The sequence below is a fragment of the Janibacter terrae NBRC 107853 genome, assembly GCF_001591405.1.
GTDB classification, from domain to species: domain Bacteria; phylum Actinomycetota; class Actinomycetes; order Actinomycetales; family Dermatophilaceae; genus Janibacter; species Janibacter terrae.
On record NZ_BCUV01000007.1, the window covers coordinates 276443 to 297656 of the forward strand.

The following is a 21214-nucleotide window of genomic DNA, read 5'->3' on the forward strand; positions in this document are numbered from 1 at the left end:
CTCAGCGTGTGGTGGCGGTGACCCTGGCGGGTCGCTCACCGGTGGTCGCGATGGTCGGGCGGTCGATGGCCCGCTTGAGGATCTTGCCGGTCGCACCCTTGGGCAGCTCCTCGACGACCTCGTAGATGCGCGGCACCTTGTAGGCCGCGAGGCGCTCCTCGAGCCAGGTGCGCAGCCGCGTCGGGTCGATGCTCGCCCCCGGCTGCGGGGTGATGACGGCGGCGATCTCCTCGCCGAGCCGCTCGTCCGGGACGCCGATGACGGCGGCCTCGAGGATGTCGGGGTGGCCGTAGAGGACCTCCTCGATCTCCCGCGGGTAGACGTTGTACCCACCGCGGATCACGAGGTCCTTCTTGCGGTCGACGATCCACAGGTCGCCGTCCTCGTCCATGCGACCGATGTCGCCGGTGAGGAACCAGCCGTTCGCGAAGGCCGCCTCGGTGGCCTCCGGACGGTTCCAGTAGCCGCTCATGACGTACGGCCCCCGGATGCCGACCTCACCCGTCGCGCCGGGGGGCAGCTCGCGGTGGTCGTCGTCGAGGATCGCGAGCGCGCCGCCGGGCAGCGCGCGGCCCACGCTCATCTCCTTGCGCGGGCAGTCGTCGCGGTTGAAGGTCGCCGCACCCGCGGTCTCGCTCAGGCCGTAGCCGTCGAGGACGACGGCGCCGAAGCGGTCGTGGAAGGCCTTGCCCACCTCGAGCGGCAGCGCGGCACCTCCCGAGCACGCGAGGCGGAGGGAGGCGAGGTCCTCACGGGTCACGTCCGTCTCGGCATGGAGCATGGCGTTCCACATCGTCGGGACGCCCGCGACGGAGGTGAGCTGCTGGTCGGCGGCCATCCGCAGGAGCTTGGCCGGGTCGAAGGGCCGCAGCAGCGACATGCAGCCGCCGGCGGTGTAGACGGTGAACATCGACGACGACTGGCCGAACACGTGGAAGAGCGGCAGGGCGGTGCCCATGCTCTCGCCGGAGCCGAGGGCGAGCGCCTCGGCGAGGGACTCGCCGCAGGACAGCAGGTTGCCGTGCGAGAGGATCGCGCCCTTGGGCGCACCGGTCGTGCCCGAGGTGTACAGCAGGACCGCCGGCTCGTCCGAGCCGACGTCGACCGGGTCGGGCATGCCGCGGGGCGCCGGGACGCAGTCCGGCGCGAGCAGCCACAGGGGCAGCTCCGCCGCAGCAGCCGTGGCGGTGACCGCCTCGGGCACCTCGTGCCAGCCGAGCGCGAGGGTGCACCCGGCGTCCTCGACGAAGTGGGTCAGCTCGCGCTGCGTGCACAGGGGGTTGACCGTCACCGCGGTGGCGCCGAGGGCGAGGACCGCGTGGTAGGTGATGACGAACTCCGCGCTCGTCGGGACGACGAGGAGGACCCGGTCCTGCGGGCGCAGGCCACGCTCGGTGAGCGCCTCCATCGCGCCGCGCACGGCGGTGCGCAGCTCGGCGAAGGTCCACGAGCGGCCGTCCTCGCGCAGTGCGGGTGCGTCGGGCGTCTCCTGAGCCCACCGCCAGATCAGGCTGGCTGCGTTGGTCATGGCACGTCCCCCTTCAGGTGGCGCTGGTAGCGCTGCATGCCGTGGATCCACCGGTCGTGGTCGGCGGCCTTGCGCCGGGCGAACTCGCGGACGTCCTCGTGCGGCGTGATGAGGAAGCGGCCCTCGGCGACCGCGGCGAGGACCTGGTCGGCGACGTCGCGCGGGGCGAGCACCTCCCCCGCGCCGGTCACCGCGGCGGCGGCGACCCGGCCCCCTTCGCCCCCGCCGGAGGTCATGCCGGAGCGCAGCATGTCGGTGTCGACGCCCATCGGGCACAGGCAGCTGACCCCGATCCCGTCGTCGCCATAGGTCACGGCGAGCCATTCGGCGAACGCCACGGCGCCGTGCTTGGACACCGAGTAGGTGGCCGAGCCGATCTGGGTGAGCAGTCCTGCGGCCGACGCCGTGGAGACGAAGTAGCCGCTGCCCCGCTCGACCCAGCCCGGCACGAGCTGCCGGGCGGCACGCACGTGCGCGAGCAGGTTGACGTCGAGCGCGAGCTGCCACTGGTCGTCGGTGGCCCCGAGACCGCTGCCGTCACCGACGCCGGCGTTGGCGAAGTAGAGATCGACCTCGCCGAAGTGCTCCCGGGCGGCGGCGATCGTGCGGGTGATGTCCGCCTCGCTCGAGGCGTCACCCGGCACGGCCAGCACCGCGTCTGGACCGACCGAGGCGGTGAGCCGCTCGGCGGTGGCGGTGAGGCGCTGCGCGTCGAGATCCGCGATGACGACTCGGGCGCCGCGGGCGATCAGCGCCTCCGCGAGGGCCGCCCCGATGCCACCGGCCGCGCCGGTGACGACGGCGACCTTGCCCTGGATCCGCATCCCGGGCATCAGTCGCAGGGGGAGCCGGCGACGTAGAGGACCTGACCGGTGGTGAAGCCGGCCCCCTCGCTGGCGAAGAAGGAGACGGCGTGGGCGATGTCCTCGGGCTGGCCGGTCCGGCCGACGGGGACCTGCTGGGCCGCGTGGGTCACGAAGTCCTCGAACGGGACACCGACCCGCTCCGCAGTCGCCTGGGTCATCTCGGTCTCGATGAAGCCGGGCGCGATGGCGTTGGCGGTCACGCCGAACCTGCCCAGCTCGATGGCCAGGGTCTTGGTGAACCCCTGCACGCCGGCCTTGGCGGCCGAGTAGTTGGTCTGGCCGCGGTTGCCCTGGGCGGAGGTCGAGGAGAGGTTGACGATGCGCCCGTACCGCTCCTGCGTCATGAACGCCTGGCAGGCCTTGGTCATGAGGAAGGCGCCGCGCAGGTGGACCGCCATGACGGAGTCCCAGTCCTCGACGGACATCTTGAAGAGCAGGTTGTCGCGGATGATGCCGGCGTTGTTGACCAGCACGGTCGGCGCACCGAGCTCGTCGGCGATCCGCCGCACGGCGGCCTCGACCTGCTCGGGGTCCGAGACGTCGGCGCCGACGGCGAGCGCCCGCCCCCCGGCCGCGGTGATCTCCTCGACGACGGGCACGCAGGCCGACTCGTCGAGGTCGAGGACGGCGACGGCCATCCCGTCCGCGGCGAGGCGGCGGGCGACGCCCGCCCCGATCCCTCGGGCCGCGCCGGTGACGACGGCGACGCGCTGCTGGTCAGTGGTCATCTGAGAACTCCTGTGGTCTCGACTGCCGGAACGCCTCGAACATACTTGAACCCGGCTTCAAGTTCAACTAGGTTCGGGGCATCCCGTTCGTGATCGAAGGAGCTCACCATGACGCAGACAGCCCAGCACCGCCCGACCTCGGTCCAGGACCTCAAGGACCTCGTGGGGGTCGAGCTCGGCCCTACCGAGTGGCACGTCGTCGACCAGGCCAAGATCGACGGCTTCGCCGACCTCACCGGCGACCACCAGTGGATCCACGTCGACCCTGCCAGGGCCGCGGACTCCCCCTTCGGCTCGACGATCGCGCACGGCCTCTACAGCCTCTCGCGCACGCCGGCCTTCCTCGAGGAGCTCATGGCCTTCGACGGGTTCGCCCACAGCCTGAACTACGGCTACGACAAGGTGCGCTTCATCCACCCGCTGCCGGTGGACTCGCGCATCCGCCTGCGCGCGATGCTGAGCTCGGTCGAGGAGACCGCCCCCGGCGCCGTCAAGGTCGTCACGACCCTCACGGTCGAGGCCGACGGGATCGACAAGCCGATCCTCGTCGCGGAGTCGATCGGCCGCTTCAGCTCCTGACCCAGCCGGACGAGAGAACCGCATCCGCCTGGCGGATGCGGTTCTCCTGTCGGCGGGCTCGGGTTCAGCGACGCACGCCGATCGTGCCCGACAGGGGCAGCTGCCAGGGCAGGGCCCGATGGGCGGCGATCTCCGCATCGATGCGCCGGGCCAGGTCCGCCGGGAAGGGGGTGGCCCGGCGGGTCACGAGGTCGACGTGCCCCTCGAGCACCTCGAGCGTGTTGGCGATCCGCCCGGTGGTGTGGTTGACGACGACCGAGATCCCGTGGAAGACCTTGTCGCCCCTGTCGAGCCAGCGCACGTGCGCGGAGATCTCCTCGCCGATGTGCACCTCGTGCAGGAAGCGCAGGTGCTGCTCCATGCTGAACACGCCGAGCCGACGACCGGAGCGGTAGGCGTCGTCGACGCCGATGCGCAGCAGCGACTCGTGCGCCGCGCGGATGTGGAAGCCGTAGAAGTGGGCCACGTTGACGTGGCCGTTGCCGTCCTCCCACTCCGGCCCGGCGACGACGCGGCAGGCCTCGGGGATCCGCGCGACCTCGGCGACGGTGGGCAGCTGGTCGACGGTCACGGCACCAGGACCACCTTGCCGGTCACGGTGCGCCCCTCGAGGGAGGAGAGCGCGGTCGCGGCCTCCTCCAGCGGGTGGACCGCACCGACGACGGGGCGCAGGGCACCGCTGCGCAGGTGCGGGAGCATGGCGTCCCACTCCCGGCGCACGTGGCCCGGGCGCGACATCGCGTAGGCACCCCACCCGACGCCGACGACCGAGACGTTGTTGAGGAGCAGCCGGTTGACCTTGACCTCGGGGATCCCACCGGCCGTGAAGCCGATGACGAGGAGCCGCCCGTGCTCGCGCAGGGCGCGCAGGGAGTCGGTGAAGCGGTCCCCGCCGACGGGGTCGACGACGATGTCGACGCTCCCCTTGCCGACCGCCGCGAGGAACCCGTCGGCCGGGACGACCTCGTCCGCACCGGCGGCCCGGGCGATCTCCCCCTTCGCCTCGGTGGAGACGACCCCGATGACCCGCCCGGCACCGAAGGCCTTGGCCATCTGGATGGCCGCGGTGCCGATGCCTCCGGCGGCGCCGTGGACGAGGACGGTCTCGCCCTCGGTCAGGCCACCGCGCTCGAGGAGCGCGAAGTAGACCGTCGCGTAGTTGAAGGTGAAGGACGCGGCCTCCTCGAAGGTGACCTCGTCGGGCAGGGCGAAGGTCAGGTCCGGGCGGGCCACGGCCTGCTCGGCGAAGCCACCCAGCAGGGTGAGCGCGGCGACGCGGTCACCGGCGGACAACCCGCTGCCCTCAGGGGCGGCGACGACGACGCCGGCGACCTCGGCGCCCGGGACGAAGGGGAGGTCCGGCTTGACCTGGTACAGGCCCCGGGTCTGGAGCAGCTCGGGGAAGGCGACCCCGGCCGCCTTGACGTCGATCGTCACGAGCCGCGGGTCACCGGGCTCCGGAAGGTCGACGAGCTCGACCGCCTCGGGGCCGTCGAGCGAGGAGATGTGGACTGCGCGCATGTGGGAGACCTTTCAGACCTGGAGGAGGAGCTTGCCGGTGTTGACCCCGTCGAAGAGGCCGAGCAGGGCGTCGGGGAAGGCGGCGACGCCGCCCTCGAGGACGGTCTCGGTCGCGACGAGACGGCCGTCGCGGATGAGCTCGCCGATGCCTGCGATGGCCTCGCCGTAGCGGTCGGCGTAGTCCATGACGACGAAGCCCTGCATGCTCGCGCGGAAGACCAGCAGCGCCATGTAGCGCCGCGGCCCCTCCGCGAGGGTCTCGTCGTTGTAGGTCGAGATGGCCCCGCAGACGACGACGCGGGCACCGTGCGCCAGGTTGGCCAAGGCGGCGTCGAGCAGCTCCCCGCCGACGTTGTCGAAGTAGACGTCCACGCCGTCGGGTGCGGCCCGGCGCACCTGGCGCAGCAGGTCCCCCTCGCGGCGGTCGATGACCTCGTCGAGCCCGAGCTCGCGCAGCCAGGCGACCTTGTCCGGGCCCCCGGCGACGCCGATGACCCGGCACCCCTTGGCCTTGGCGAGCTGGGCGACGGTGCTGCCGACGGCACCGGCCGCAGCCGACACGAGGACGGTGTCGCCGGGCTGCGCCCGTCCGATGTCCTCCAGGCCGAACCACGCGGTCATGCCCGGCATGCCGAGCGCGCCCAGCCAGGTGCTCATCGGGGCGAGGTCCAGGTCGAGGCGGGCGACCCCCTTCCCGCTGGAGATCGCGTACTCGCGCACCCCGAAGGTGCCGCTCACGACGTCACCGACGGCGAAGTCCTCGTGCTGCGAGGCGACGACCGTGCCGGCACCGAAGGCCCGCATGACGGCGCCGATCTGCACCGGAGGCAGGTACGAGCGCACGTCGTTGAGCCAGCCGCGCATCGCGGGGTCGAGCGAGATCTGCTGCAGCTCGACGAGGAACTCCCCCGGACCGGGGTCGGGGACGTCGGTCGTGGCCAGCTCCCAGGTGCTCGCGTCGGGGCGGCCGTGCGGGCGGGCGGCGAGGCGGATCTCCTGCGAGGTCCGGGACATGGGTGGCTCCTGGGTCGGGTCGACGGTGACACGGCCACCCTGCCACAACATGAATCTGCGTTCAACTACTCTTGAACCACGATTCAAGTGCGACTACGGTCGAGCCACCACCCCCGAGCGAAGGACCACCATGGACATCCCCTCCCTCTTCTCCCTCGAGGGCCGCGTCGCCCTCGTGACCGGCGGCTCCCGCGGCATCGGCCGGATGATCACCGAGGGCCTGCTCAGCCAGGGCGCGACGGTCTACATCACCGCCCGCAAGGCGGAGGCCTGCCTGGCCACGGCCGCAGAGCTGTCGCAGGAGCACGGCGAGGGTCGCTGCACGGCGCTGCCCGGTGACGTGTCGACGACCGCCGGCATCGCCGACCTGCTCGCCGCCCTGGCCGAGCACGAGGACCACCTCGACGTGCTCGTCAACAACGCCGGCGCGGCGTGGGCCGAGCCCTTCGACAGCTTCCCCGAGAGCGGCTGGGACAAGGTCATGGACCTCAACGTCAAGGCGCCCTTCTTCCTCACCCAGGCGGCCAAGGGCCTGCTGCTCGCCGGCCGTGAGCGCAGCGGCCACCTGGCCAAGGTCATCAACATCGCCTCCATCGACGGGCTCTCCCTCAACCCGCTCGAGACGTACTCGTACCACGCGAGCAAGGCGGGGGTCGTCCACCTCACGAAGCGGATGGCCGTCACGCTCGCGCCCGAGGGCATCGTCGTCAGCGCGATCGCGCCGGGCGCCTTCGCCTCGAGCATGAACAAGGAGGCGCGCGACCACGGGGACGAGATCTCCGGCCAGATCCCCTCCGGTCGCATCGGGCGTCCCGAGGACATGGCCGCCGCCGCGATCTACCTGGCCTCGGACGCCGGCGACTACGTCGTCGGCAGCACGCTGACCGTCGACGGCGGGGTCAACATCGCCCGCTGAGCCGCGCCACGTGACGAAGGGAGGGGCCGCTGGCCCCTCCCTTCGTGCGCCGGCGAGGAGACCTCAGTCCGCGCGCAGCTCGGGCGTCGTGAGCCCGAGCGCGTTGGTCCACAGACGCGTGGCACCCTCGACGAGCTCCTCGACGGGGACGAGGAGGAAGTCGTTGACGAAGGCGTCCTGGGCCAGGCGCGAGACCATGCCCGAGAGCGCCATGGCCGCGGTCATCGCGTCGATCCCGCGGTCCGCGAGCCCGCGGGACTGCAGGTCGGCGATGGCCTTGCCGTTGCGGACGACGAACGCCTGGGCCCTGGCCTGGCGCAGCCGCCGGAACCGCGGGTCGACCGCGGCGACCTGGAGGAGCAGCTGGTTGAGCCGCGCGTTGCGCCGGTAGGCCTCGAAGTAGGCGCGGTTGCTCGCGGCGATGATCGCGACCGGGTCGTCGGTCGCCTCCATCCGGTGGGTCCCGGGGTGCAGCATCTCGCTCTGCGCCTGGTGCAGGACCGCCGCGAAGACCTCGTCCTTGCTGTCGAACCACGTGTAGAAGCTGCCGATCGAGCACTTCGCCTCGGCGGCGATGTCGACCAGGCGGGAGTCGACGAAGCCGTCGCGCTCGAAGACGGTGCGGGCAGCGGCGATGAGCGCGTCCCGGGTGCGCTGGCCGCGCGCGGTCTGCGGCTGGGTGCCGAGCTTGGCGGCGTCGACGAGGTCGGGCACCTCGCTCGTGGTCTCGCTGTCGCTGGGCATGGCCGCCATGCTAAACCGCTTCGTCCAGCACCACGTGCGCAGCGGACACGAGCTGGTCGACGGCCTCTGCGGGGATCTCGCCCATGGCGGTGAGGTTGCGCGGGTCGTCCAGCTGCCGGCGCCGGACGCCCTCGAGGATGATCGCGACCTTCCACAGCCCGAGCCCGTGCCAGAAGGGCACGGCCGAGACATCCCGCCCGGAGACCTGCGCGTAGTGCGCCACGAGCTCCTCCCGGGTGGCGAAGCCGGGCACCGTCGAGGCGTCGAAGCGCATCGTCGGGGGGTCGCCCGCCTGGGGCCAGTAGGCCAGCACGGTCCCGAGGTCGGCGAGCGGGTCGCCGAGGGTGGCGAGCTCCCAGTCGAGGATCGCCCGGACGTGCGCGTCCCGGGGGTCGACGATGACATTGCGCAGGTGGCTGTCGCCGTGGACGAGCACGACCTCCGCCGGGGCGGGCTCGCGCTCGTGGAGCCGGCTGGTGAGCCGGTCCAGCTCGGGCAGGTCCCGGGTCCGGGACAGCTCCCACTGCCCCGCCCACCGCTTGAGCTGCCGGGCCGCGTAGGGCTTGTGGCTCGCGAGGTCGGCGAGCCCCACCCGGTCCAGGTCGACCGCGTGGATGCGGGCCAGGGTCTCGACGAGAGAGAGGCCGACCGCGTGCCGGGCCGCCGGTGACAGGCCCTCCGCGTCGCTGCGTTCGTCGAGGACGAGCCCGTCGACGAAGGAGACGACGAGGACCGGCCGGTCGGCGACCGCCGGGTCCTCGCACAGCCCGTGCACGACGGGAAGGGGGACGTCGGTCCCCTGGAGCGCGGAGAGGATCCGGTGCTCCCGGGCGACGTCGTGGGCCGAGGCCAGCAGCTCGCCCATCGGGGGGCGCCGCAGGACCAGGCGCTCCCCCTTCGCGTCCGTGACGAGGTAGGTGAGGTTGGACTGCCCCAGGCCCACGCGCTCGTGGACCAGCGGCGGCTCGACGTCCACCCGCTCGGCGATCCACGCCGCCATCGCGGCCGTGTCGATCCCCTCGATCACTGGGACTTGCCCCACTGCGGGCTGCGGCGGCGGTACTCGCGGCGCGCGATGGTCATCTTGTGCACCTCGTCGGGGCCGTCGGCCAGACGCAGGGTGCGCATGTGCGCGTACCACATGGCCAGCGGGAAGTCGTCGCTCACGCCGCCGCCTCCGTGCACCTGGATGGCCCGGTCGATGACCTTGAGCGCGACCGTCGGGGCGGCGACCTTGATGGCCGCGATCTCCGTGCGGGCGACCTTGTTGCCGACGGTGTCCATGAGGTGCGCGGCCTTGAGGGTGAGCAGGCGCGCCATCTCGATCTCGATGCGGGACTCGGCGACCCAGTCCATGATGTTGGAGCGGTTGGCGACGGGCTCCCCGAAGGTCACCCGGGACTGTGCGCGGTCGATCATCAGGTCGAGGGCACGCTCCGCGACGCCGATGGCGCGCATGCAGTGGTGGATCCGGCCGGGACCCAGTCGGGCCTGGCTGATCATGAAGCCGTCGCCCTCGCCGGCGAGCAGCGCCTCGCGCGGGACCCGCACGTCGGTGAAGGTCACCTCGGCGTGGCCCTCGCGGTCCATGTACCCGAAGACCGGCAGCCCGCGCTCGATGGTCACACCGGGGGCGTCGATCGGCACGACCATCATCGACTGCTGGCGGTGCGTCGGGGCGTCCGGGTCGGTCTTGCCCATGACGATCATGACCTTGCAATTCTTGTGCAGCGCGTTGGAGGTCCACCACTTGCGGCCGTTGATGACGTACTCGTCACCGTCGCGCTCCATGCGCGTCTCGACGTTGGTCGCGTCCGAGCTGGCGACCGCCGGCTCGGTCATGGCGAACGCGGAGGCCATCTCGCCCGCGAGCAGCGGCTTGAGGTACTTCTCCTTGTGCTCGTCGGTGCCGAAGAGCGTGAGCACCTCCATGTTGCCGGTGTCCGGGGCGTTGCAGTTGATCGCCTCGGGGGCGATCTCGATGCTGCGCCCGGTGATCTCGGCGAGGTGCGCGTACTCGAGGTTGGTCAGGCCGGGGCCCCACTCCGGGTGGGGGTGGAAGAGGTTCCACAGGCCCTGGCTGCGTGCCTCCGCCTTGAGGTCCTCGAGGACCTGCGGGTGGTGGTTGGCGTCGCCGGAGGCGCGCATCTGCTCGCGGTAGACGCTCTCCGCCGGGTAGACGTGCTCGTCCATGAAGGTGAGGAGTCGTTCGCGGTAGTCCTGTCCGCGTTCACTGAGTTCGAACATCGTGGCCGTCCTTCGGGGTGCTGGGGGTCGGGGTTCGGGGACCGGTCAGCGGGTGCCGGTCGGGGCCGGGAGGCGGAGTGCCTCGCGGATGCGGGGCAGGGACTCGTCGGCGCTGCGGTGGAGGATGCCGCGGATGCCGAGGCGGGCGGCCCCGACGAGGTTGTGCTCGAGGTCGTCGACGAGCACGCAGTCCGCGGGCTCGACGCCCAGGCGCTCGCAGGCGATCCGGTAGATCTCGCGCGAGGGCTTGCGCACCCCGACCTGGCCGGAGACCACGGAGACGTCGAAGAGCTCCTCGAGGTCGACGCGGGCGTAGCAGTCGCGCCCCAGGGAGTTGGAGACGAGCGCGACCGGGACGCCCGCGGCACGCGCCTGGCGGACGAGGTCGATCATCGGCTCGTCGAGGTCGAGGTGCGCGGCGACGCGGGCGAGCAGACCGCGGGGCTCGATGCGGCCACCCGCCTCGAGCATCGCGGCGGCGAAGGCGTCCTCGAAGCCCTCGTCGTCGAGCCGTCCGACCTCGTGCTCGGCGAGGGCGGTGCGCGCCCCCTCGTGGGTGGCCAGCAGGCGCAGCGCGGCGTCGGGGGCCAGGCCGGCATCGGCGGCGAGCGCGCCGAAGGCCGGGCCGATCGGGGCGGTGAGCACCCCACCGAAGTCGATGAGCAGCGCCGTGGCGCGCGCCTCGGCGGCGGTCGGGCCGGGTGACGTCGTCGTCATGTCAGCACTCCTCATGGCTCCTGCGGTGTCGTGACAGGTATAGTTGAACTTAGATTCAGATTCAAGTCAATGTCGACACCCGTCCGAGGAGCCTCCATCTCCACCGCTGCCCTGCCACCGCAGCCCCACCGCGCGGCCCTCGCGAGCGCCATCGCGGTGCTCTTCGGGGTGACCGGCCTCGGCAGCGCCGCGGTCGCCGTGGCGCTCCCGGCACTCTCCGTGGACCTGGGGCTGACGACCGGCCGCGCCGCGCTCGTCGTCAGCTGCTACTCGCTCGCCCTCGCGGTCGGCAGCGCCGTCTTCGGCCGGCTCGGTGACATGTTCGGCATCCGCCTGCCCCTGCTCGTCGGGATGTCCGTCATGGTCACGGCCGCCTGCGCGGGCGCCCTCGTCGACTCCCTTCCCGCCCTCATCGCCACGCGTACCCTCCAGGGGCTGGGCGCCGCCGCGGTCCCCGCCCTGACCCTCGCCGCGGTGCAGGCCCTCTTCGCGGGGGACGGCCGGGCGCGCGCGATGGCCACCTACTCGGGCATCGGGGCGACGATCAACGCCCTCGGCCCGGTCGCCGGTGCCCTGCTCGTCGACCCCTTCGGCTGGCGTCCGGTCGTCGCCATCCCCGTGCTGACCCTGGCGGTCGTGCCCCTCGTGTGGCGGGACCTGCCGACCCGGCGGCACCCCGGCGCGACGCTCGACCCGGTCGGCGCCCTGCTCGTGGCCGCGGCCGCCATCGGCGCCGTCCTGTCCCTGCAGGCGGCCACCCTCGGCGGCGGCACCGCGCTCGTGGGCCTGGTCGTCCTGCTCGCCGCCGCCCCCGCAGCCGTGCTGCGCTCACGAGCCCGGCCGCACGGCGTCGTCCCGGCCGCCCTCGTGCGCGACCGCGCCGCCCGCCTCAGCCTGCTCACCGCCGCGAGCCTGCCCTCCGCGTGGTTCGGGCTGCTCGTCGCGGTCCCCACCGTCCTCACCGCCCACGGGTGGTCGGGGACCCGGGTCGGCCTGCTGCTCGTGCCGTGCGCCGCCCTCGGGGTGGTCGCCCCGCGCATCACCGGTCCGGCCCTCATCCGTCTCGGCGCCTCCCGCGGGCAGCTGCTCGCCACGACGGGGACGGCGCTCGCGGTGGTCCTCGCCGCGGTGGGGGCAGCCGGGGTCCGCCCCGCGGTGCTCGTCGCCGCGACCCTGCTGCTGATGATCTCCTTCGGCCTCGGCCAGCCCGCCATGACGGCCCTCGTCGCCGACTCGGTGCCGGTGCGCACCCGGGGTGGCGCCCTCGGGCTGCTCACCCTGGTCTTCCTCCTCGGCGGCAGCCTCGGGGCCGCCACGGTCGGCGGTCTCGGCGACGCCATCGGCTTCCCGCGCGCCCTGCTCGTGCTCGCCACCCTGCCCACGGTGGCCGCCCTCGCCTTCGCCCGCCCCCTCCCTTCGTCCCCCACCCCGACCCCGAACCCAGGAGATCCCATGACCGACACCGACCACGTCCTGCACGACCTGACCGACGGCATCGCGACGATCACGCTCAACCGACCGGAGCGACGCAACGCGCTCTCGCGCCCGATGATCGAGCGGCTCGAGGAGCTGCTCGACGAGACCGAGGCGGACCCGGCGGTCCGCGTGCTCGTCATCACCGGAGCTGGTCGCGCCTTCTGCGCCGGGGGTGACGTCCAGCAGTTCGACGCGGACGGGGGGGAAGGGGGTGGCGCCACCGAGGTCGACCCGGCTGCCGTCGCGGAGCAGCTGCGTCACCAGGAGATGACCGTCGGTCGCCTCCACGCCTTCACCAAGCCGACGATCGCCGCACTCCCCGGGGCCGCCGCGGGCGCTGGGCTCGGGCTCGCGCTCGCGACCGACCTGCGCATCGGGACGCCGCGCACCCTCGTCGCGACCGCCTTCGCGACGATCGCCCTGTCCGGGGACTTCGGCGTGGCGTGGTTGCTGGAGCGGATCGTCGGCCCCGCGCGGGCGCGCGAGCTCATGCTGCTCAGCCCGCGGCTCGACGGGCAGGCCTGCCTCGACCTGGGTCTGCTCACGCAGCTCGTCGCCGAGGACGAGCTCGAGGAGCGCACGCGCGAGCTCGCCACCCGGCTGGCGGACGGTCCGGCTCTCACGCTGGCGCACATCAAGCGCAACCTCCTCGAGGCGCCACACCAGACGCTGTCGGAGTCGATGGCCGCCGAGGTGCCTCGCCACAAGGAGTGCGGCCTGGCCGCCGACCACGTCGAGGCGGCACGAGCCTTCGTCGAGAAGCGGCCCCCGGTGTTCTCGCGCTGACCGCGGTCGGTGGCCGGCCCTAGGTTGGGTCCATGGCACAGGTCATCCTCTTCTCGTCCGTCCTCGGCGTGCGTCAGGGCGTCACCGACCTCGCCGCCGCCCTGACCGGCGCCGGTCACACCGTCCAGGTCGTCGACCTGCTCGACGGGCAGGTCTTCGACGACTACGAGCCCGCGGTCGCCCGCGCCCGCGAGATGGGCTTCCCGGCGCAGATGGCCGCGGCGCTGCAGGCCTCCCGGCAGACCGAGGGACCCTTCGTCGCCGTCGGCTTCTCCAACGGAGCCGGCCTGGCCCAGTGGGTCGCCGCGCAGCGTCCCGACGACGCGCGCGGCGTCGTCATGGTCGGCGGGGGCATCCCGATGCGCGACCTCGAGGCGACGTGGCCACCCGGCGTCCCGGGCCAGGTGCACGTGAGCGCCGGCGACCCCTTCCACGAGGAGGACCGCCAGTTCGACCCGATGGTCGACGAGCACCTCCAGGACGACGTCGAGCACGCCGGCGGCGCGTTCACCTACGTCGAGTACCAGGGCGACGGCCACCTCTTCAACGACCCGACGCTGCCGAACGAGTACCAGCCCGACGAGGCGCGCATCCTCACCCGGCGCATCCTCGAGTTCGTCGACACCGTGGGTTGACCAAGCGCTCGAGGTGGCCGGTCAGTCGAGCAGCTCGCGCCCCCTGGTCTCCGGCAGCAGGAAGGCTGCTGCCGCGGCCACCACGAAGGCCGCGGCGAAGAGCGAGAAGACGATGACGTCGCCGTCCGCCCCGCCGCGCTCGAGGAGGACGGGCACGGTGAGCGGGGCGGCGATCGAGGCGAGCCGACCGAAGCCGGCAGCCGCCCCGGCCCCGGAGCCACGCACCGCCGTGGGGTAGATCTCCGGGGTGATCGCGTAGAGCGCGCCCCAGGCGCCGAGGTTGCAGAAGGAGAGCGCGCTGCCCGCGACGATGATCGAGGCCACCGAGCCCGACTGCCCGAAGAACCACGCCGCGAGCGCCGAGCCGATCAGGAAGAGAGCGAGCGTCGAGCGCCGTCCCCACACCTCGACGAGGACCGCTGCGAGGGCATAGCCCGGCAGCTGGGCGAGCGTGATGACCAGGGTGTACCCGAAGGAGGTCGTCACGTCGTGACCGCGGGCCACGAGCAGGGAGGGGATCCACAGGAAGGCCCCGTAGTAGGCGAAGTTCACCCCGAACCACACGAGCCAGATGCCTGCCGTGCGCCGACGCAGCGCGGTCGACCACAGGCCCGCACCCCCGGCCTCCCGGGGCCCGACGTCGGGGCCGGCCGGGCCGGTCGCCCCCTTCGCGCTCGTCGTGGCGTCCGGCCGCAGACCCGCGGACCGCTCGAACCCACGGACCACCTCCTCCGCCTCCTCGTGCCGGCCGCGGCTCTCCAGCCAGACCGCCGACTCGGGCAGGCCGAGGCGCACCACGACGGCGTAGACCGCCGGCACGAGCCCGAGGACCAGCGCCCACCGCCAGCCGTCCTCGCCGCGCGGGACGACGTAGAAGCCGATGACGGCCGCGAGGATCCAGCCGACCGCCCAGAAGGACTCGAGCACGACGACGAGCCGGCCGCGGATGCGCGTCGGCGACAGCTCGCTGACGAGCGTCGAGGCGACCGGCAGCTCGGCACCGAGACCGAGCCCGACGAGGAAGCGCAGGACGAGGAAGACCGCGATGCCTCCGACGAGCGCCGAGGCGCCGGTCGCCAGACCGTAGACGACCAGGGTGGCGGCAAAGACCGCGCGACGGCCGAAGCGGTCGGCGAGGCGTCCACCGAGCGTGGCGCCGAGCGCCATCCCGACGAAGCCGATCGTGACGATCCACGACCGCTCGTTGGTCGTGAGGCCCCACTGCTGGGTCAGGACGACGATGACGAAGGAGATGAGACCGACGTCCATCGCGTCGAGGGCCCACCCCGTGCCCGACCCGACGAGGAGCCGGGTGTGCCGACGCGTGTACGGCACCCTTCCGAGTCGTTCCGCACGGGTCGGCCCGGCGCCGGTGGAGCTCATGGGGCGACGGTACGCCCGCTCGCGGAGCCTTCCAGCCGCAGCAGCCACTCCTTGGCCTCCGCCCCACCGCGATAGCCCCCCGTGCCCCCGTCGCTGCGCACGACGCGGTGGCAGGGCAGGAGCAGCGGGACCGGGTTGTGCGCGCAGGCGCTGCCGACGGCCCGGACCGCGCGGGGGCGCCCGGTCATCGCGGCCATCTCGGTGTACGTCGCGGTGCGGCCGAAGGGGATGCGCGGCAGGGCCGTGACCACCTCGCGCCGGTACCCGGCGAGCAGCCGCAGGTCGAGCGGCACCTCGGGTGCGGGCCCGTGCCCGGCGAAGTACGCCTCGAGCCCGCGCGCCGCATCGTCCAGGCGGGCCGGCGAGCGCAGCACCCGCGGGCTGACCCGCTCGGCGAGCTCGGCGAGGACGGCGTCGTGGCCCTCCCCCTCGAAACCGACCCGCACCACCCCCTGCTCCGTCGCCGCGAGCAGCAGGGGGCCCACGGGCGAGTCGACCACCCGGTAGGCGATGTCGAGCAGCCCTTCGTCGTCGGCGCGCGCGACGAGTCGCGCGTGCAGTCCCTCCAGGTGCGTGGTGCTCATCGGATCTCCTTGTCCCGCAATGTCTTCAGCCCGTCCGCCGCGGCCCGGCGGGCCGCCGGCTCGCTCCCGCCGACGAGCTCGACGATCCGCGCGTACGGCAGCCCGCCGAGGTAGCGGTAGGTGATGACGTGGCGCTGCTTGGTGGGCAGATCGGCGACGTGGCGCCACACCCCTTCGTCATCGGTGGTCTCCTCGAACCCCACGTCCGGGACATCCGCGACCGGCTCGGTGCGCCGCCGCTGCCGCGCCCGGTGGACGTCGATGCACTTGCGGGCCGCCACGGTGGCGAGCCACGCGCGCACGTCGAGGTCACCCGGCAGGTCCGGCCAGGCCCGCAGCGCCGCGAGGAAGGTCTCGCTCCACGCGTCGTCGACATCGGCGGCGTCGACCCGCGCCCGGCAGATCGCCAGGACCCGCGGCCCGTGCTCCCGCACGACCTGCTCGAAGGGGGGCAGCGCCTCAGAAGAGGGCATCGCGCTCCTCCGCGGCGGGCTCCTCGAGCGCCAGGAGCGCCCGCTTGCGATCGAGCCCACCGGCGTAGCCGGTGATCGAGCCGTCGGACCCGACGACCCGGTGGCAGGGCACGAGGATCGAGATCGGGTTGGCCCCCACCGCGCGCCCCACGGCCTGCGCCGCCCCGCCGGTCTCCCGGGCGAGGTCGCCGTAGGTGATCGTCTCGCCGTAGGGGATGCGCAGGAGCAGGTCCCAGACCCGGCGGTGGTGCTCGCCCCCGCGCAGCCGCAGCGGGATGTCGAAGTCGCGCCGCTCCCCCGCGAGGTACTCGTCGAGCTCACCCCGCAGCCGCTCGAAGAGCTCGTCGCTGCCGAGCGCGACCCGCGGTCCGAAGCCGGCGGGGTCGGGCAGCGTCCAGTGCCCCGGGAAGTACAGGCCGACGAGCGCGCTGCCGTCGCGCCCGTCGTCGACGACGGCCGTCAGCTCACCCAGGGGCGTCGTGAGGACGGCGTGCCGTGTGGTCATGATCTCGATCATGTCCGATGAACGCGCTCCGGTCCGCCTGCGTGAGATCGGTAGCCTCCCCGCCATGAGCATCCGTGCATGGCAGGTCCAGCAGGTCGGCGAGCCCACCGAGGTCCTCACCCTCGTCGACACCGAGGTGCCGCGCCCCGGGCCGGGGCAGGTCCGCGTCCGGGTGCGCGCGAGCGCGGTGAACTTCGCCGACACCCTCATGTGCCGGGGCGAGTACCAGGTCCGGCCGGAACCCCCCTTCGTCCCCGGCCTGGAGGTGTGCGGCGACGTCCTCGAGCTCGGCGAGGGCGTGACCCACGTGGCCGTCGGGGACCGGGTGCTCGGCGGGACCGCGGTGCCGCACGGCGGCTTCGCGACGGAGTGCCTCATGGAGGCCGCGAGCACCTTCGCTGCGCCCGCGGGGCTCGACGACGCGGCGAGCGCGTCACTGATGGTGAGCTACCAGACCGGGTGGTTCGGCCTGCACCGGCGGGCCGGCCTGCGCGCGGGCGAGCACCTGCTCGTCCACGCCGCCTCCGGTGGCGTCGGGTCGGCGGCGGTGCAGCTCGGCAGGGCCGCAGGCGCCCACGTCATCGGCGTCGTCGGCGGGGCGGACAAGGTCGCCATCGCGCGGGAGATGGGTTGCGACGTCGTCATCGACCGTCGCGAGCAGGACGTCGTCGAGACCGTCAAGGCGGTCACCGACGGCCACGGGGCCGACGTCGTCTACGACCCGGTCGGCGGGCCGTCGTACGCGGCGAGCACGAAGTGCATCGCCTTCGAGGGGCGGATCGTCGTCGTCGGGTTCGCGAGCGGGCGCATCCCCGAGCCCCGGCTCAACCACGCGATGGTGAAGAACTACTCGATCCTCGGCCTGCACTGGGGCCTGTACAAGGAGCGGGACCCGCAGTCGGTCCCCGCCTGCCACGACGAGCTCGTCCGCCTCGCCGACGCCGGGCGGATCACCCCGCTCGTCGCCGAGACCTTCCCCTTCGAGGAGACCCCGGCCGCGCTCGCCCGCCTCGCGGGCGGGTCGAGCACGGGCCGGGTCGTCGTCACCGCCTGAACCCGCATTGCCCTAGGGCAATGCGGGTTCAGGTCTGCATCGCCCCGGCGCAGTGCGGGTCCGGGGTCAGGCGAGCGAAGGGGGGAAGGCGCGGCGGGAGGCGAGTGCCTCCTCGAGCTCGGACTGGGCGTCGACGATCGCCCGGCGCACGCCCTGCTGGAGGTCACCGGCGAGCGCCGCCCGTGAGAGCTCCAGCGTCCCCTCGCTGACGAAGCGGGACGGGTAGGTCATCGACGTGACCCGGGCGAGCGCGTCCTCGCCGAGCCACTCGGTCATCGGGGGGATGTCGCTGAAGTACCGCGCGACGTACGGCTCGACGAGCGAGCGGTCCTGCGGGCCCCAGAACCCGGCCGCGACCGCCACGAGCTCGTGGTTGCTGCGCGCGCGGTTGGTCGTGAGGTCGGCCCAGGCGGCGGCCTTGGCCTCGGTGGTCGGGATCGCCGAGCGGGCGGTCAGCGCCCCGAGCTGCCCGGACATCGTGTTGTCGGCGGCGCGCGCCGCGTCGATCTCGGCCTCGCCGACGAGACCGCGCCGGCTCAGCTGCCCCAGCAGGATCCAGCGGAAGTCGACGTCGCCCTCGAGCCCGGCCGGCAGGTCGCGGCCCTGCGCCCACGGGAGCAGGCGCCCCTCGACGTCGTCGGTCGTGCGGGCGACGAGCCGGGCGGCGTGCAGCGCGCGGGAGGAGCCCGGCTCGGCCTCGGCGAGCACCCGCTCCCCCACCGCGGCCATGCGGGCGCGCGCGGCGTCCTGCTCGTCGTCGGGCAGGAGCACCCGGATGACGCGGTTGGTCAGGTGCATCCCCGCCCGCGAGAAGATCGAGTCGTTGGTCTCGCCGACGAGCGCGACCTCGCCGAGGTCGACCATGAGGCGCGGGTCCACCTGCGCGAGCGCCACGCCGTCGCGCAGCCCGACCCAGACGACCGCCCGGGCCTGGGCGTCGGACAGGCGCGGCAGCTCCGCGGGCAGGGCCCGAAGGGAGTCCTCGTCGAGCAGCGGGGTGGCCCAGGTGAGGTCACCGGCGTTGGGCAGCACGAGGGCGGCGGCCAGGTCGAGACCGGCGACGGGGGCGCGGTCGGCGTCGAGGGTGAGGGCGACCCGCGAGGTCTCCTCCCCGGCCGAGTAGGTCGCGATGTCGAAGGCGTGCGGGCGGTCGGCGGGGTGGGCCGGCGGCGCCGTGCGCGTCACCACGCCGGACCGGTCGACCGCGATCGTGTCGACTCCGGCTGTCTCGAGCCAGCCGCGGCTCCAGTCGTGCAGGGACCGGCCGCTCGCCGCCTCCATGGCGCCGAGGAAGTCGGCGAGCGTGCCGTTGCCGAAGGAGTGGTCACCCAGGTACTGCCGGATGCCGGCGAGGAAGGCCTCGTCACCGATGAACTCGATGAGCTGGCGGATGACCGCGGCGCCCTTGGCGTAGGAGATCCCGTCGAAGTTGGCGAGGGCGGACTTCGCGTCCGGGGCGGGCGAGCCGGCGACCGGGTGGGTCGACGGAGCCCGCTCGGCGCCGTAGCCCCAGGACTTGCGCGACATCGTCGAGTCGACCCAGGCCTCGGTGTACTCGGTGGCCTCGACGAGGCAGCGGTGGGCCATGTACTCCGCGAAGGACTCGTTGAGCCACAGGTCGTCCCACCACTCGGGGCTCACGAGGTCGCCGAACCACATGTGCGCCATCTCGTGGCTGATCGTGTTGGCCCGGGTGAGCAGCTCGTCACGGCCGACCGCACCGCGGAAGAGGTAGCTGTCGCGCAGCACGACGCACCCCGGGTTCTCCATCGCGCCGGCGTTGAACTCCGGGACGAAGACCTGGTCGTAGTCGTCGAAGGGGTAGCGGATGCCGAAGATCGAGTGGAAGTAGTCGAAGCTGCGCCGGGTGATCTCCAGCATCTCGGGCGCCGCCTCCCGCAGCTGCTCCTGCATCGAGCGTCGCGCGTACAGGCCGAGCGCGATCCCGTCGTGCTCGTCGGTCACCGACACGTACGGGCCGGCGCACAGCGCGACGAAGTAGGTCGACAGGGGCTGGGTCTCGGCGAGGTGCCAGACGCCCCCGTCGCCGACGGCGCCCGAGCCGTTGCCGATGACCCGCCACTCCGCGGGCGCCTTGACGCAGAACGCGTAGGTCGACTTGATGTCGGGCTGGTCGAAGCAGGCGAACACCGCCGGTGCCGCGTCGAGGAAGAGGTGGCTGAAGACGTAGTCCTCGCCGTCGGCCGGGTCGGTCGCGCGGTGCAGCCCCTCGCCGTCGTGGCTGTAGGCCATCGTCGCCTCGACCTCGACGACGTGCTCCCCACGCGTCAGCGTGAGCGGCAACCGACCGTCGGCCCAGGCACCGACGTCGAGCGGGACGCCGTCGAGGCTCGCCCGGTGGAGCTCACGCGGCGTGACGTCGACGAAGGTCTCCCCGTCGGCGGCCGCCGTGAGGTGGATCCGGGTGAGCGACCCGAAGGTCTCGGCCCCGAGGTCGAGATCGATCTCGACCTCGGTCCGGTTCACGGCCAGCAGGTCGGCGCGGGCAAGGGCTTCGTCACGGGTGAGGGAGGGCACCTTGGCATCCTGTCACCGCTCGTGCCACATCGTGGACGAAGGGAGCCCGTCACCGCAGGTGGTGACCGCCCGCCATCCCCTCGAGGCGGGCGATGCGCTCGCCCATCGGCGGGTGGGTGGAGAAGATCTTCGACAGGTCGCGCGTGCTGAAGGGGTTGGCGATCATCATGTGGCTGGCGTTCTGCAGCTGCGGCGTCGGCTCGAGCGGAGCGCGCTGCACGCCCGTCTCGAGCTTGCGCAGCGCCGAGGCCAGGGCGAGCGGGTCACCGGTCAGCCGGGCACCGTCCTCGTCGGCGTCGTACTCGCGGGTGCGCGAGATGGCCATCTGGATGACCATCGCCGCGACGGGCGCGAGCAGGGCCACGGCGATGCCGGCGAGCGGGTTGCGGTCGCGGCTGCCACCGAACCACAGCGCGATCGAGGCCACGGACGAGACGACACCGGCGATGGCACCCGCGACCGACCCGGTGAGGATGTCGCGGTTGTAGACGTGCATCAGCTCGTGGCCGAGGACGCCGCGCAGCTCTCGCTCGTCGAGGATCTGCAGGATCCCCTCGGTGCAGCACACCGCGGCGTGCTCGGGGTTGCGCCCGGTCGCGAAGGCGTTGGGCGCGGCGGTCGGGCTGACGAACAGGCGCGGCATCGGCTGGCCGGCGCGCTGGCTGAGCTCCTGGACGATGCGGTACATCTGCGGGTAGTGCTGCGGGTCCGCGGGCACGGCGCGCATGGCCCGGATCGCGAGCTTGTCGGAGTTCCAGTAGGTGTAGGCGGTCGTGGCGACACCGAAGAGGGCGAAGAGCCAGATGTAGCGCGCGCCACCGATGGCGTAGCCGACGAGCAGGAGCAACGAGAAGATCGCGCCGAAGAGCGCCGCGGTCTTCAGCCCGTTGAAGTGGTTGTGCATGTCGTCCTCAACGCTC

At 73.0% G+C, this 21214-nt stretch carries 21 protein-coding genes; 5 read left to right on the plus strand and 16 right to left on the minus strand.

From position 1 onward, the window contains the following. Position 1: 1 nt before the first annotated feature. Genes JT1_RS10875 through fabG form a run of 3 tightly spaced genes read right to left on the minus strand, consistent with a single transcriptional unit; the run spans position 2 to position 3122 of the window. Positions 2-1528: a class I adenylate-forming enzyme family protein gene (locus JT1_RS10875; RefSeq protein ID WP_068326156.1), complete on the minus strand. Its 1527-nt coding sequence runs from the start codon at positions 1526-1528 to the stop codon at positions 2-4. Beyond that, on the minus strand, positions 1525-2361 hold the full coding sequence (locus JT1_RS10880; protein ID WP_369407439.1) for an SDR family oxidoreductase: 837 nt from the start codon (positions 2359-2361) through the stop codon (positions 1525-1527). Before JT1_RS10880 ends, JT1_RS10875 begins: the two co-directional genes overlap by 4 nt. After that, the gene (gene fabG / locus JT1_RS10885) at positions 2361-3122 is read right to left on the minus strand and encodes a 3-oxoacyl-ACP reductase FabG (RefSeq protein ID WP_068326159.1); all 762 of its coding nucleotides are present in this window, start codon (positions 3120-3122) and stop codon (positions 2361-2363) included. Before fabG ends, JT1_RS10880 begins: the two co-directional genes overlap by 1 nt. Positions 3123-3230: 108 nt before the next feature. Here fabG and JT1_RS10890 point away from each other — a divergent pair, with 108 nt between their 5' ends. After that, the gene (locus JT1_RS10890) at positions 3231-3701 is read left to right on the plus strand and encodes a MaoC family dehydratase (protein WP_068326162.1); all 471 of its coding nucleotides are present in this window, start codon (positions 3231-3233) and stop codon (positions 3699-3701) included. 64 nt (positions 3702-3765) lie between these two features. Here JT1_RS10890 and JT1_RS10895 read toward each other — a convergent pair whose 3' ends face one another. Genes JT1_RS10895 through JT1_RS10905 form a run of 3 tightly spaced genes read right to left on the minus strand, consistent with a single transcriptional unit; the run spans position 3766 to position 6236 of the window. Continuing rightward, entirely contained in the window at positions 3766-4272 is a 507-nt protein-coding gene (locus JT1_RS10895; RefSeq protein ID WP_068326166.1) for a thioesterase family protein, read from the minus strand. After that, a complete protein-coding gene (locus JT1_RS10900) occupies positions 4269-5222 on the minus strand; it encodes an NADPH:quinone oxidoreductase family protein (protein ID WP_068326169.1) in 954 nt (317 codons plus the stop codon). The genes JT1_RS10895 and JT1_RS10900 overlap by 4 nt, the downstream gene beginning before the upstream one ends. Positions 5223-5234: 12 nt before the next feature. Then, positions 5235-6236 carry an NADP-dependent oxidoreductase gene (locus JT1_RS10905; protein ID WP_068326171.1) on the minus strand — a complete coding sequence of 334 codons (1002 nt, stop codon included), beginning with the start codon at positions 6234-6236 and terminating at the stop codon, positions 5235-5237. 130 nt (positions 6237-6366) lie between these two features. Between JT1_RS10905 and JT1_RS10910 the strand changes: the two genes are divergently transcribed. Beyond that, on the plus strand, positions 6367-7152 hold the full coding sequence (locus tag JT1_RS10910) for an SDR family oxidoreductase (protein ID WP_068326173.1): 786 nt from the start codon (positions 6367-6369) through the stop codon (positions 7150-7152). 63 nt (positions 7153-7215) lie between these two features. Here JT1_RS10910 and JT1_RS10915 read toward each other — a convergent pair whose 3' ends face one another. Genes JT1_RS10915 through JT1_RS10930 form a run of 4 tightly spaced genes read right to left on the minus strand, consistent with a single transcriptional unit; the run spans position 7216 to position 10860 of the window. Then, complete coding sequence (locus tag JT1_RS10915; RefSeq protein WP_245634820.1) at positions 7216-7896, minus strand: TetR/AcrR family transcriptional regulator; 681 nt, start codon at positions 7894-7896, stop codon at positions 7216-7218. A 10-nt stretch (positions 7897-7906) separates the two neighbouring features. After that, positions 7907-8923, minus strand: coding sequence for a phosphotransferase family protein (locus JT1_RS10920; protein ID WP_218005588.1), 1017 nt, complete (start codon positions 8921-8923; stop codon positions 7907-7909). After that, positions 8920-10143 (minus strand): acyl-CoA dehydrogenase family protein, encoded by a 1224-nt coding sequence (locus tag JT1_RS10925; RefSeq protein WP_068326183.1) that lies wholly within the window; start codon positions 10141-10143, stop codon positions 8920-8922. Before JT1_RS10925 ends, JT1_RS10920 begins: the two co-directional genes overlap by 4 nt. A 45-nt stretch (positions 10144-10188) precedes the next feature. Continuing rightward, positions 10189-10860, minus strand: coding sequence for an HAD-IA family hydrolase (locus tag JT1_RS10930; protein WP_068326187.1), 672 nt, complete (start codon positions 10858-10860; stop codon positions 10189-10191). Positions 10861-10929: 69 nt separating this feature from the next. On the opposite strand from JT1_RS10930, the gene JT1_RS17870 reads away from it, so the two are divergent. Both JT1_RS17870 and JT1_RS10945 read left to right on the plus strand, forming a co-directional pair. Continuing rightward, positions 10930-13122: an MFS transporter gene (locus JT1_RS17870; protein ID WP_082807620.1), complete on the plus strand. Its 2193-nt coding sequence runs from the start codon at positions 10930-10932 to the stop codon at positions 13120-13122. 32 nt (positions 13123-13154) lie between these two features. Continuing rightward, positions 13155-13757: a dienelactone hydrolase family protein gene (locus JT1_RS10945; protein WP_068326191.1), complete on the plus strand. Its 603-nt coding sequence runs from the start codon at positions 13155-13157 to the stop codon at positions 13755-13757. A 21-nt stretch (positions 13758-13778) separates the two neighbouring features. Here JT1_RS10945 and JT1_RS10950 read toward each other — a convergent pair whose 3' ends face one another. From JT1_RS10950 to JT1_RS10965, 4 genes are read right to left on the minus strand one after another with little or no spacing between them, the layout of a single operon-like run. Beyond that, positions 13779-15140 (minus strand): MFS transporter, encoded by a 1362-nt coding sequence (locus JT1_RS10950; protein ID WP_068326194.1) that lies wholly within the window; start codon positions 15138-15140, stop codon positions 13779-13781. Continuing rightward, a complete protein-coding gene (locus JT1_RS10955; RefSeq protein ID WP_068326197.1) occupies positions 15137-15724 on the minus strand; it encodes a methylated-DNA--[protein]-cysteine S-methyltransferase in 588 nt (195 codons plus the stop codon). The genes JT1_RS10950 and JT1_RS10955 overlap by 4 nt, the downstream gene beginning before the upstream one ends. After that, positions 15721-16197 (minus strand): RNA polymerase sigma factor, encoded by a 477-nt coding sequence (locus JT1_RS10960; protein WP_068326200.1) that lies wholly within the window; start codon positions 16195-16197, stop codon positions 15721-15723. The genes JT1_RS10955 and JT1_RS10960 overlap by 4 nt, the downstream gene beginning before the upstream one ends. After that, on the minus strand, positions 16184-16702 hold the full coding sequence (locus tag JT1_RS10965; protein ID WP_068326203.1) for a methylated-DNA--[protein]-cysteine S-methyltransferase: 519 nt from the start codon (positions 16700-16702) through the stop codon (positions 16184-16186). The genes JT1_RS10960 and JT1_RS10965 overlap by 14 nt, the downstream gene beginning before the upstream one ends. Positions 16703-16766: 64 nt before the next feature. On the opposite strand from JT1_RS10965, the gene JT1_RS10970 reads away from it, so the two are divergent. Beyond that, positions 16767-17756, plus strand: coding sequence for an NADPH:quinone oxidoreductase family protein (locus JT1_RS10970; RefSeq protein ID WP_218005589.1), 990 nt, complete (start codon positions 16767-16769; stop codon positions 17754-17756). Between the two features lie 66 nt (positions 17757-17822). Here the strand turns inward: JT1_RS10970 and pepN are convergent, their stop codons facing one another. After that, positions 17823-20294, minus strand: a complete 2472-nt coding sequence (gene pepN, locus JT1_RS10975; RefSeq protein WP_068326206.1) for an aminopeptidase N — start codon at positions 20292-20294, stop codon at positions 17823-17825. Between the two features lie 49 nt (positions 20295-20343). Further along, positions 20344-21198 (minus strand): zinc metalloprotease HtpX, encoded by an 855-nt coding sequence (gene htpX / locus JT1_RS10980; RefSeq protein WP_068326210.1) that lies wholly within the window; start codon positions 21196-21198, stop codon positions 20344-20346. Positions 21199-21214 lie beyond the last annotated feature (16 nt).

What these genes read in the sequence shown, in the direction of transcription:
- JT1_RS10930 (WP_068326187.1), bottom strand. Translation starts at nt 10,860, where the DNA reads ATGACGACGACGTCACCCGGCCCGACCGCCGCCGAGGCGCGCGCCACG.
- JT1_RS10945 (WP_068326191.1), top strand. Translation starts at nt 13,155, where the DNA reads ATGGCACAGGTCATCCTCTTCTCGTCCGTCCTCGGCGTGCGTCAGGGC.
- JT1_RS10875 (WP_068326156.1), bottom strand. Translation starts at nt 1,528, where the DNA reads ATGACCAACGCAGCCAGCCTGATCTGGCGGTGGGCTCAGGAGACGCCC.
- JT1_RS10960 (WP_068326200.1), bottom strand. Translation starts at nt 16,197, where the DNA reads ATGCCCTCTTCTGAGGCGCTGCCCCCCTTCGAGCAGGTCGTGCGGGAG.
- JT1_RS17870 (WP_082807620.1), top strand. Translation starts at nt 10,930, where the DNA reads ATGTCGACACCCGTCCGAGGAGCCTCCATCTCCACCGCTGCCCTGCCA.
- fabG (WP_068326159.1), bottom strand. Translation starts at nt 3,122, where the DNA reads ATGACCACTGACCAGCAGCGCGTCGCCGTCGTCACCGGCGCGGCCCGA.
- JT1_RS10890 (WP_068326162.1), top strand. Translation starts at nt 3,231, where the DNA reads ATGACGCAGACAGCCCAGCACCGCCCGACCTCGGTCCAGGACCTCAAG.
- JT1_RS10925 (WP_068326183.1), bottom strand. Translation starts at nt 10,143, where the DNA reads ATGTTCGAACTCAGTGAACGCGGACAGGACTACCGCGAACGACTCCTC.
- JT1_RS10965 (WP_068326203.1), bottom strand. Translation starts at nt 16,702, where the DNA reads ATGACCACACGGCACGCCGTCCTCACGACGCCCCTGGGTGAGCTGACG.
- JT1_RS10915 (WP_245634820.1), bottom strand. Translation starts at nt 7,896, where the DNA reads ATGCCCAGCGACAGCGAGACCACGAGCGAGGTGCCCGACCTCGTCGAC.
- JT1_RS10970 (WP_218005589.1), top strand. Translation starts at nt 16,767, where the DNA reads ATGAGCATCCGTGCATGGCAGGTCCAGCAGGTCGGCGAGCCCACCGAG.
- JT1_RS10955 (WP_068326197.1), bottom strand. Translation starts at nt 15,724, where the DNA reads ATGAGCACCACGCACCTGGAGGGACTGCACGCGCGACTCGTCGCGCGC.
- JT1_RS10950 (WP_068326194.1), bottom strand. Translation starts at nt 15,140, where the DNA reads ATGAGCTCCACCGGCGCCGGGCCGACCCGTGCGGAACGACTCGGAAGG.
- JT1_RS10910 (WP_068326173.1), top strand. Translation starts at nt 6,367, where the DNA reads ATGGACATCCCCTCCCTCTTCTCCCTCGAGGGCCGCGTCGCCCTCGTG.
- JT1_RS10900 (WP_068326169.1), bottom strand. Translation starts at nt 5,222, where the DNA reads ATGCGCGCAGTCCACATCTCCTCGCTCGACGGCCCCGAGGCGGTCGAG.
- JT1_RS10880 (WP_369407439.1), bottom strand. Translation starts at nt 2,361, where the DNA reads ATGCCCGGGATGCGGATCCAGGGCAAGGTCGCCGTCGTCACCGGCGCG.
- JT1_RS10905 (WP_068326171.1), bottom strand. Translation starts at nt 6,236, where the DNA reads ATGTCCCGGACCTCGCAGGAGATCCGCCTCGCCGCCCGCCCGCACGGC.
- htpX (WP_068326210.1), bottom strand. Translation starts at nt 21,198, where the DNA reads ATGCACAACCACTTCAACGGGCTGAAGACCGCGGCGCTCTTCGGCGCG.